This is a genomic window from Roseibium sp. TrichSKD4 (assembly GCF_000148725.1).
Taxonomy (GTDB): Bacteria; Pseudomonadota; Alphaproteobacteria; order Rhizobiales; family Stappiaceae; genus Roseibium.
In genome coordinates this window covers 1,041,789-1,043,695 of sequence record NZ_GL476320.1, presented here as the reverse complement: position 1 = coordinate 1,043,695, position 1,907 = coordinate 1,041,789, and the positions used below count along the sequence as shown (strand labels likewise).

Below are 1,907 nucleotides of genomic sequence, written 5' to 3'. Positions count from 1 at the left end.
CCTGCTGTGAGGGTGGCATCATTGCCAACATCAATCTGCGCCCCTTCGGAGACAATGTCACGGCCCGCTTCCAGGGTCAGGTCATTGCCAGCTGACAGGTTGGACACTTGCGCGATGCTGGACTGCTGGCTATCGCGAGATTTTTCGGAGGAAACGCCGATACCGAGGCGGACACCCGCAACCGTGCCACCTTCTGCCATGGACTTCAACGAGTTGGCCGCATCCAGCGCCCTCAGGCCTGCAGATACCCCGGATATGGCCTTGAACCCGGCATTGCCCTTGCCCGACAGCGCCGCGCGCGGCGTATCGATCAATGTTTTGACCGGGGCGGACACGTTTTCAAAAACGCTGATCGTCACACCGATCTGCTTCTTTTCGTGCCGCTGGCTTTGCATGGCCAGATCATAGGTCGACAGAAGCTCGATATCGTTGGCCACCTTAAGCGTGATATCATCTTCGGCTGCAACAACAGCCCCTTCGGAGCGAATGTCGTCCCGTGCGTTGATGGTCACGGAACCACCCGCGCCAACGCTGGAGACAATTGCGGTTTCGCCTTGTGCGCTGAACTCATCCTTCTGGCTGCGGTACCCAGCGGTTACGCCAAATCCACCTTGCGCTCTTTCTGCAAAGAAACCCGACTTTTTCTTGACTTCCAAAAACTCCGAGGAGGTTGTATCCGCCGCCAGAGCAACGGTGTCCCCTTCAATCGTGGTGTCATTCTCACTGATGACAGTGGAGCCTTTCACCGTCACGTCCTTGCCGGATGTGATCGACACATCGCCGTCAGACATGAGAAGTGATCCGGAATAGACCTCATCCTGACCATCAACCAGATGAGATTTGCGTGAAAGGAACCGCTTGGACGTGGACTTGTAATATTCCGACTGCACGGCCTTGTCGCCGGTGATGTTAATGTCACCTTCCGCGCTTAGCGCAAGATCACCGCCGCTGGTAACGCTGCTTGCCTTGATCGAGGCATCTTCGCCTGCGCCAATTGTGACGTTGTTTCCAGCGCTGATGGTGGACCCAACCGTCTGCGAGTTATCCTTGATGCTGTGGCGGCTTTCGCCTTTGAAGGCTTGTGTGTTTTCGCTGCGAAGACGGTTTTGCACTGAGCCGATGACGACATTCTCACCTGCATTGAGTGTTGCGTCTTCACCAGCAGCCACATCCGTTCCGATCACGGCGATGTTGCGGCCACTTTCAATGGACAGGTTGCCCTCTGCGCTGACCGTGCCCTTGTCATAACGCGTAGCATCGACGCGGGTCGTACCCACGTCGGAATCCATGTTGAACCCGGCTTCGGTCTTTAGGGCTTCCAGACGGATATCCCGACCAGCACTCAGCGAGGCATCTCCTTCGGATGCAAGATCGCCGCCGGTGCTGACAATGTCTTCTTCTGCTGTAATGGACAGGGAACTGCCAGCAGAGATGGAGGCTCGGCGCTGCGCAACTTCGAACGACCCACCTTCAATTTCAGCAGACCGTTTGAGCGTTTCGTTTCGGACATTCTTTGCCGTTATCGCAACTGTACCGCCTGAAACAGTGCCGGATTCATTGGCAAAGGTATCTCCCGCACGGAGCGTGACGGCTTCACCAGATAGCGTACCGCCTCGGTTGGTCAGGTTTTCTGCTGCCGATAAATCAAGCGAGGCAACCGCGGTAATCGCGCCCTCGTTTTCAATTGTACCAGCTTCGAGTTTGACGTCCTGCCCCGTGATCCGCGATCCGGCCAGCTGAATGGTCGAGCGGTTGGCGGGGGCCATATAGAGACGCGGAGCGAGAACCTTTTGGCCGTTGACGATGGTCTCTTCCAGCCAGACAATGTTGGAGGTGAGCGCTGCGACCTGCTCCCGATTTAGAGATACGCCCGGTGTCAGCTGCATGCTGGCTTGCGCAGCCAGAGC

Annotated in this window: 1 protein-coding gene; it reads right to left on the bottom strand. The window is 56.8% G+C overall.

Features of this window, described 5'->3' with window-relative positions; all coding sequences use genetic code 11:
• A partial coding sequence (locus TRICHSKD4_RS31010) for a hemagglutinin repeat-containing protein (RefSeq protein ID WP_168157076.1) occupies positions 1 to 1,907 on the bottom strand: 1,907 nt, incomplete at both ends.